We start from the raw sequence: 7,422 nt of genomic DNA on the forward strand, positions 1-7,422 counted from the left end.
CAGGTCCGGTGACCGGGTCCCACACCACGGAGGTGTTCTTCGTCGTGCCGTCGTCCTGTCTCAGTACGGCACGACGAGGATCGGACTCGTGCCGACGAGACCGGGGCCGAGCATTCACGCATAGCGATCATACCGGGCTTAGATGCTATCATCGTTGCATGACGATCAATAAGGATGGCCGCCTGCCCGGCGGTTCCACGTCGACTTTCGATGCGGCAGTGTCGTTGTTCCACAGCCTTTCCGATGCGACACGGTTGGCTATCGTTCGCCGTCTCGCCAGCAGGGAGGTGCGTGTAGCGGACCTGGTGAGCGAGCTGGGGCTGGCACAGTCGACGGTATCGGCGCACATGGCGTGCCTGCGGGACTGCGGATTGGTCGTCGGTCGCCCCCAGGGCCGGCAGGTGTTCTACTCCCTCGTCCGGCCGGAACTGTTGGACCTGCTCGCTTCGGCCGAGACCCTCCTCGCCGTCACGGGGAACGCGGTGGCACTCTGCCCGGTTTACGGCACCGCGCCCGCCGGGTCGGCGGTGACCGGATGAGCGACGCATGCGGCTGCGACCACGACGAGCCCCGCCCGGGCGGCGACGACGAGCAGGAACCCGACAGGTTGTGGCAGATCACCGAGATCCGAGCCGCGGCTGTCGCTGGCGCTCTGCTGGCGGCCGGACTGACCATTGGCTGGACCGGCGGTCCCGATGGTCTCACTCTGGTACTCGAATCGGTCGCGTTGATCGTCGCCGGCTACACCTTCGTACCGTCGACCCTGAAGCGGCTCGCCCGCGGCAAGATCGGCGTCGGCACCCTCATGACCATCGCGGCGGTCGGCGCCGTGATCCTCGGTGAGGTCGGCGAGGCTGCGATGCTCGCGTTCCTGTTCGCCATCAGCGAAGGCCTCGAGGAGTACGCGGTCGCCCGCACCCGGCGAGGTCTGCGGGCGCTGCTGTCGTTGGTTCCCGACACCGCCACCGTCCGACGAGATGGTCGAGAACAGGTGGTGTCGCCGACCGAGTTGACGGTCGGCGAGATCATGATCGTCAAGCCCGGCGAGCGCATCGCCACCGACGGCACGATCCGCAGTGGCAACACCGCGCTCGATACCTCGGCGATCACCGGCGAATCGGTGCCCGTCGAGGCAGGGCCCGGCGATGAGGTGTACGCCGGGTCCATCAACGGAACCGGGGTTTTCGAGGTCGAGGTGTCCGCGCGCGCCGAGGACAACTCGCTGGCCAAGATCGTCCGGATCGTCGAGGCCGAGCAGTCCCGCAAGGGCGAGGCGCAGCGACTGGCCGATACGATCGCCAAACCCTTGGTGCCCGCGATCATGGTCGCCGCGGCCCTCATCGCCGCTGTAGGCAGCCTCCTCGGCGACCCACGGATATGGATCGAACGCGCACTGGTCGTCCTCGTCGCTGCCTCACCGTGCGCCTTGGCCATCGCCGTCCCGGTCACCGTCGTCGCTGCGATCGGCGCTGCCAGCAAACTCGGTGTCCTGGTCAAGGGCGGCGCAGCACTGGAAGCCCTCGGCCGCATCCGCGGAATCGCACTGGACAAGACCGGCACCCTGACCCGCAACAAGCCGGTCGTCATCGACGTCGCCACCGTGAACGGCGCGACCCGCGAACAGGTCCTCGCGGTGGCCGCGGCGCTCGAGGTGCGCAGCGAGCACCCCCTGGCCGCGGCGATCCTCGCCGCCGTCGACGACCACACCCCCGCCGAGGACGTCGAGTCCGTCACCGGTGCCGGCCTCACCGGCCGCCTGCGCGGTTCCGACGTCCGGCTCGGACGGCCGGGCTGGATCGAGCCCGGCCCGCTGGCGGCGGAGGTGGAACGGATGCAGCGCGCCGGAGCCACCGCCGTGCTCATCGAGCAGGACGGCCGAACACTCGGCGCGATCGCGGTCCGCGACGAACTGCGACCCGAAGCCGCGGAGGTCGTCGCCGGTCTCCGCCGTGACGGATACCACGTCGCGATGCTGACCGGGGACAACGAACGCACCGCCCGAGCGTTGGCCGCCGATGTCGGCATCGAGGAGGTCCATGCGGACCTGCGACCGGAGGACAAGGCAGCCATCATCAGCGACCTGAAGGTCCGACGGTCGACCGCGATGGTCGGCGACGGTGTCAACGACGCCCCCGCACTGGCCACCGCCGACCTCGGTATCGCCATGGGAGCCATGGGAACCGACGTGGCCATCGAAACCGCCGACGTCGCCCTGATGGGCGAGGACCTCCGGCATCTGCCACACGCCTTGGCCCACGCACGCCGATCTCGGCGCATCATGCTGCAGAACGTCGGGCTGTCTCTGGCGATCATCACCGTTCTGATGCCGCTCGCCCTGTTCGGGATTCTGGGCCTGGCAGCAGTGGTTCTGGTGCACGAACTCGCCGAGATCGTGGTCATCGCCAACGGAGTCCGGGCAGGCCGCGCCCACCCCCTGACCACCGGACCGGCACCCGCATCGGCCCCGACGGCAGCCGAGGCCCGCATATGAGCGCCGACGCAGCCCCGGGCATCTCGGCGCCACGGTCCCGGCGGACCCTGACGATCGTCGCCGTCGTACTCATCGGCGTCGCACTCGCGGGCGACCCCGTCGCCCGCCGCGCACTCTCCGACGGCCGCATCGTCGAGCTAGGCGTGCTGCAACTGAAGTTGGCCTACAACAGTGGTGTCGCCTTCAGCGTCGGGAACCAACTGCCGCCGTGGGTCATCATCGCGGTCACCGCCATCATCACCGTCGGCATCGGTGTGTACGCGTGGCGCACTGTCCCCACCGGCTCACCGTTGGGGACTGTGGGACTGTCGGCGATCGTCGCCGGCGCCGCCGCCAACGTGATCGACCGCACCGTCGACGGTCGCGTCACGGACTACTTCCACACCGGCTGGTGGCCCACCTTCAATCTCGCCGACACCTACCTCACCTGTGGTGTCGTACTGGTCATCGGCTCCATACTCTGGGAGGAAGCGGCCCTTACTCGTACCGCGCACGCGCAGGAAAAATCCGGATGACCGCCTCGCGGCCTCGCAGCCGATCCACCTCTACCGCGGTCCAGCCCTCCGGACACGACGTTCAGCCGCCCCGCCGTGGCCGCTCGGTGCGGGAGTGATCACCACCATCGCCGCGGCGGTCGCGATGTTCGCCGGCACCAACATCGACGACATCGTCGTGCTGACCGTGCTGTTCGTCGCCTCCGCCAGCCAGGGGCGGCCGCGGGCATGGCAGATCGTTGCCGGCCAGTACGCCGGCCTGATCACCCTCGTCGCGATCAGTGTCGTCGCTGCCCTGGGATTGGTGATCGTCCCGGAGGACTGGGTCGGGTTACTGGGGTTGCTGCCCCTGTCGTTGGGTGTCTGGGGCCTGATCCGCGGCCTGCGCAGCGGCGACGAGGACGAGGCCCCGGTGGTGGCAACAGGGATGGTCGGTGTCGCCGCCATCACCATCGCCAACGGAGCCGACAACATCGCCGTCTACACCCCGGTCTTCCGCACGCTCGGTGCGCCACAGACCGCGGTCACCATCGCCGTGTTCCTGATCTGCGTGGGAATCTGGTGCTACGCAGGCAGACTGTTGGGCACTCGCAGAAAGGTCGTCGACACTCTCGAACGGGTCGAGCACTGGCTCGTACCCGTGGTGTTCATCGTCCTGGGTGCGATCATCCTGCTCGAATCCGGTGTCCTCGGCCGGCTCATCGTCGCCGCGTCATGACCGACGTCTGTTCGCCCGGCAACTCCAGCGGCAGCGGCATCGATCGCCGCAATCACACCGTCCCAGGCGCTGCGGGCGGGTACCGGACTGCGAGACCGCGTCGGAGCGGTCCCCGGATCAACCGGCTCGTACGAGCGTGGGCGCAGTAGAGCCGCATCAGCACCACCCGCGAAAATCTCATCGTTCTCGACCGCGATGATCGCGGTCGCGGCGGCGGTCAGTACTGCTGCTTGTTCTTCCCAGCGCAGGTCCTCGAACGGAACCCACGATGTTCGGAGCGGGCGAGAACGGCCGGTGGATTTCCAGATCGCGCTGAGTGGCTTTGCCCACCATCCGGTGCGGACCAGAGGTGTTGATACTTCGTCGACGACGGTGCGCAGCAGCCTGAACCACACTGCTGCATGAACACGGCCCGCGCCGAGCTCGACCGACCCGCACGTCAACGCGGTGACGCTGCGTCTGTCGATTTCTGCGACGGCCGCCGCGACCGGTATCGGTGGTGCGTGCTCGTCCGAGCCTGCTGGTGTCCTGTCCCAGAAGACAAGTCTGCCGGGTACGACGCTGCAGAATTCGAGCCGGCAGAGATGCTTGGTGCAGCTGGTCAGCATCGGGTATTGCTGAGCCATCATGACCGCGATGTCGGCGTGTGTGTCGAGGGTGTCGATGCACAGAGGGCATGCCCGTGTAGTCAGCGTGCTTACCCAGGGAAGCCATGTGCCGGCGGGCGGTGCGCGTCGACGTCGATCGGCCATCGCCAGACCCGCCGGTAGTAGGACAGAGAACTGGTGGACGTAGGTGTCGAAGTCGCACTCGGTGGGGTCGGTGCTGTCGAGCAGCCAGGGCGTGCAGCCCGCCAACGTCATTTCCCGCAGCCGTTCCGCCGTACAGGTGCTCCTCTGGGCAAGCGCCGATAGCACCGGCTCGGGTGTGTGCCGGTCCAGGTCCACGCTCGAGGTGTCGACACCGAGCCCGTCGAGAAGGTCCGCTGTATTGATCAACGAATACAGTGCGCTGGTCCGGGCCAGCCACGACATCAGAGTCTCGCCAGGTAGTGGTTGCGGGCGCAGCGGCCACGGCGGATGCGCACTGTGGTCGAGCGCTGTGTGCGCTGCAGGGGCATCGGCTGGTGTCATGCCAGGTGCCGTTCGAAGTGGCGGCGGCGTTCGGTGGGCCCGAAGTAGGCGGTTTGGGTCAACACCTGTGAGGTGATCGCTTCCTCTCCGGCTTCTATTGCGGTCACTGCGGCCGCGGTCAACAGCGTGGCCAGTTCGCCGATGGTGCCCTCACACCGGGTGAGGAGGTAATCGGTCATCTCCGCCGATGTCAGGTACGAGGGCGCACGCAACGGGAAGCTGGCGGTGAAGCTCGCCAGCAGGGAGCGGGTGTCGGTGTCGTTGGTCCAGATCGGCAGCGTCATGGGGTGAAAACGGTTTTCCAACTGTGCATCACTGCGGATCGCGAGGTACGCCTCTCGGGTACCGACTCCGACGAGAGGGATCCGCAGCTCGTTGCCCAGAAACCGCAACAGGTTCAGAAATTCTCGGCGCACGTTGTCGCGACCGGCGAGAACATTATGGAGCTCGTCGATGATCAGCATCCGAACCCCGGTTGCTCGCAACAGCGTCACCGCTTGCTGTTCTAGTTCGTGAACGCGGCTTCGCGGGCGCATCGGCGTTCCGAGGGCAGCGAGCATCGCCAGGTAGAACCGTCCGGGTGCCGGGTCCGGGGGCATCTGCATACACAACACCGGTATCTGCTCACGGTCGGGCAAGCTGACAGCGGGGTGCGCACGCCGGAACTTCTCGATGATCATCGACTTGCCGTTGTTCGTCGGCCCGATCAGAAGCAGGTTCGGCATTCGTTGCCGATCCGGCCACACCAGCAACGTCTCGAGGTGCACGATCACCGACCGTGCACGCGGATACCCGATCCACCGTTCCGTACGAATGTGCCTGATGCGTTGTGCAGCAGGAAGACCCGCTATCGATCTGACCGAACTTCGCAGGTGGATCAGATCCGCACTACCGGGGTCGATGTCTTCGCCGCTACCGTCGCCTGCAGGAGTGATTCGGGGGTCGTCGTTCATCGATTCACCATTCTTCGATGTCGTCGAAGATCGGAACCGGTACTTGGTCGGTACCGGGGCGACTCTCGGGCGGGCCCATCGCGTTCGGTGGTGTGGTGACGCTGCTCAGGTGGGCACGGCGAGTGCGATTACGTCGGGCTCGTTTGGTGTCCCGCTCTGCCGACGTGGCTACCTGACGCATCTTCTCGATCATCGCGAACAGAGCGTGTTCGTCGATAGTTGCTCGGCCGTGCTCTCGAAGACGCACCACCGCTGCCCGGTGTTCCCACGATGTCACCGCCGGATGTGACATCGTCCGGTACGGCACCTCGACATACCCGCCGCCGCTGTCGGGGTCCAGGACCCACACCCTGCTCAGATCTCGTGGATCACGCCGGATCACGAACTGACCCAACTTCTCTCGCCTAGCGATCCACGGTTTCAGAGCGTTCGAGAAGTACTGGATGTGGTCGATGACGAACCCTGTCCGGGTCAGGCGACGCCGGATGACGGGAAGGAAGTCCACCAGGAATGCGGTCTCGCCCACCACTGTCGACGTCGATCGAGCAGTATCGGCGTCGGTGCTGCTGATCCACTGCGCAGCGGGGCTCCGGCTCAGGCCGGTGTGCACGTCCGCGTGGTACGCCGCGACCGCGAGGATCAGCCAGCGTTCCAATTCTCGTAGCGTCAGGGCTGCCGTGCCCTCTGAGTCGTATCTGCCCCGCTGCGTTGGGTTCGAGAACGTGGTGCCGGGGAGTTCGTGGACCTGGGTCATGACGGTGCCAATGATGCGTTCGACGATCCCGCCGTAATGCGGCCGGCCGGGTGGTCGGTAGCCGAGGTCGATGCCGTGCTGCTCGCAACCACGCTGGAGCGCTTCACTTTTGAACTCGGCGGCGTTGTCGACATACAAGGCGCGCGGCTTTCCGACCATCGGCCACCGCACATCCGCGCCAAGGCCCAAAGCGTCGATCCATACGCTCTTGTCCGAGCACACCCTGCCCAGACACAACCCGACGGACACTGCGGACGGCGGATCGAGTGTGACGACGAACCCTGGCACACAGCGGCTGAAGACATCGATGGCAATCGTGAGATACGGACGTCCGATCGGTGCCCGGTCGTATTCGTCGACGATCATCAGATCGACCACGGTGTGATCGATCTGGACTTGTTGCAGAACGGCCGTCACCGGCGGCGGGACGTCGCCAGCGGATTGCCGCGATCGGGCCGCGTCCGGTCCGCCACGTGAGCGTGCGACGCGGCCCGGGTGCATTGCTGCGATCCGCGCGTTGACTGTGTTGCGGGCTGGGATCGGGAGTCCGGCGCGGCGGCAGGCGAGCGCGATACGACGATGCAGCGCAGCCACACTGAGCTTCTGGCGAGCCAGAAAGTCACGGTTGATGTGCTCGGCGATTACCACTTCCACCTCGGTCGGCACGCGGGAGCGTCCGCGCCCGCCTGAAGGTGCGGAGACCAACAGATCGGTGACCGCCCCTCCCCCATTCCGGAGCCTGGACAGCAGCACGTACACACGCCGCGGCGAGACCCCCAACTGCTGCGCTGCATCCTCGACCACTGCGGTACCAATCGAGGATAGATCCGCTAGTTCGCTGAGCACTGCAAACCGCGTCCGTGCCTGCTCCCACTGCTC

General features: G+C 66.5%; 6 protein-coding genes and 1 pseudogene. 4 read left to right on the forward strand and 3 right to left on the reverse strand.

Annotation, left to right across the window (positions count from 1 at the left end; all coding sequences use genetic code 11):
* Positions 1-158 precede the first annotated feature (158 nt).
* The 4 genes and pseudogenes from CH285_RS13370 to CH285_RS13385 form a co-directional block, all read left to right on the forward strand.
* Complete coding sequence (locus CH285_RS13370; protein WP_008720464.1) at positions 159-539, forward strand: ArsR/SmtB family transcription factor; 381 nt, start codon at positions 159-161, stop codon at positions 537-539.
* Entirely contained in the window at positions 536-2,491 is a 1,956-nt protein-coding gene (locus CH285_RS13375) for a heavy metal translocating P-type ATPase (RefSeq protein WP_094642706.1), read from the forward strand. The genes CH285_RS13370 and CH285_RS13375 overlap by 4 nt, the downstream gene beginning before the upstream one ends.
* A complete protein-coding gene (gene lspA / locus CH285_RS13380) occupies positions 2,488-3,006 on the forward strand; it encodes a signal peptidase II (RefSeq protein ID WP_068049655.1) in 519 nt (172 codons plus the stop codon). Before CH285_RS13375 ends, lspA begins: the two co-directional genes overlap by 4 nt.
* 124 nt (positions 3,007-3,130) lie before the next feature.
* Positions 3,131-3,628: pseudogene (locus CH285_RS13385) on the forward strand (cadmium resistance transporter); the annotation flags it as partial.
* On the opposite strand, the gene CH285_RS28805 reads toward CH285_RS13385, so the two are convergent.
* The 3 genes from CH285_RS28805 to CH285_RS13400 all read right to left on the reverse strand — a co-directional run.
* Entirely contained in the window at positions 3,550-4,836 is a 1,287-nt protein-coding gene (locus CH285_RS28805) for a TniQ family protein (protein WP_428849463.1), read from the reverse strand. The pseudogene CH285_RS13385 and the gene CH285_RS28805 overlap by 79 nt on opposite strands.
* Positions 4,833-5,789, reverse strand: coding sequence for a TniB family NTP-binding protein (locus CH285_RS13395; protein ID WP_255032407.1), 957 nt, complete (start codon positions 5,787-5,789; stop codon positions 4,833-4,835). The genes CH285_RS28805 and CH285_RS13395 overlap by 4 nt, the downstream gene beginning before the upstream one ends.
* Before the next feature lie 4 nt (positions 5,790-5,793).
* Positions 5,794-7,422 (reverse strand): Mu transposase C-terminal domain-containing protein (locus CH285_RS13400; RefSeq protein WP_256984158.1); only part of this gene is annotated, 1,629 nt, incomplete at its 5' end.

The organism is Rhodococcus sp. 05-2256-B1 (assembly GCF_002258465.1).
GTDB classification, from domain to species: Bacteria; Actinomycetota; Actinomycetes; order Mycobacteriales; family Mycobacteriaceae; genus Rhodococcoides; species Rhodococcoides fascians.

Bases quoted from the DNA above. Each gene is read 5' to 3' on its own strand.
- CH285_RS13370 (WP_008720464.1), top strand. From the start codon at position 159: ATGACGATCAATAAGGATGGCCGCCTGCCCGGCGGTTCCACGTCGACT.
- CH285_RS13375 (WP_094642706.1), top strand. From the start codon at position 536: ATGAGCGACGCATGCGGCTGCGACCACGACGAGCCCCGCCCGGGCGGC.
- lspA (WP_068049655.1), top strand. From the start codon at position 2,488: ATGAGCGCCGACGCAGCCCCGGGCATCTCGGCGCCACGGTCCCGGCGG.
- CH285_RS28805 (WP_428849463.1), bottom strand. From the start codon at position 4,836: ATGACACCAGCCGATGCCCCTGCAGCGCACACAGCGCTCGACCACAGT.
- CH285_RS13395 (WP_255032407.1), bottom strand. From the start codon at position 5,789: ATGAACGACGACCCCCGAATCACTCCTGCAGGCGACGGTAGCGGCGAA.